This is a genomic window from Sphingomonas sp. LH128 (genome assembly GCF_000293195.2).
Classification (GTDB): Bacteria; Pseudomonadota; Alphaproteobacteria; order Sphingomonadales; family Sphingomonadaceae; genus Novosphingobium; species Novosphingobium resinovorum_A.
Genome location: NZ_ALVC01000473.1, coordinates 1 through 672 on the forward strand (window position 1 = coordinate 1; position 672 = coordinate 672).

1 pseudogene is annotated in these 672 nt (G+C 63.4%); it reads right to left on the reverse strand.

The window, feature by feature from the left end:
* Positions 1-654 (reverse strand): annotated as a pseudogene (locus LH128_RS28715) (IS1380-like element ISSp1 family transposase); the annotation flags it as partial.
* Positions 655-672 lie beyond the last annotated feature (18 nt).

Genomic DNA, 672 nt, shown 5'->3' on the forward strand with positions numbered 1-672 from the left:
CCCCGCCGCCTCTTTTCCAGAAGGCGTCTTGCCCGTGCGCAGCAGCATGGCCACCGGCCTGCCGGTCGCGGTGTCGTAGATATGGATCGGTAGGAAGCAGCGCTCCCCATGATGCCCGTTCCAGAACGAGAGCTGTTGATAGCCATGCACGACGTCGCACGTGTCGTCGATATCCAGCGTGACCGCTGTCGGTGGGGCGGGATAGCTGGCGCAGTAGATGTCGATCATCGCGGCCATCATGCTGGCCAGTTCGCGCGTAGTCGGTGCATTTTCCCACCGGCTCATCGTCGGTTGGCTGGCCAGCCCCGCGCCCGATTCCGGCAGCTTGCCGAGCGCCAGGCGGAAGCCTGGATCGTCGCGCAGAGCATCGAGATCATCGGCATCCTCATAGCCGCACGCGATCGCGAACACACGGGCACGCAGAATGTCATCCAGGCGATGGATCACCCGCGCCGTATCGCGCGGATCGGCAATACAAGCCGCCAGGCGCTGGCAAATCCCCATCGCGCGCTCGGCCTGTGCAAGCAGTAGAACACCGCCATCCGAGGTAAGCCGGCCACCGTCGAACGCAGCTGTTATTTTCTTGCGGCCGACTGCTGGGAATCCAAATGAGCTTGCGATATCGTCGTTCATGGCGGGTGTGGCCTGTGGCATTTTCTGCCCTGCGGCAGG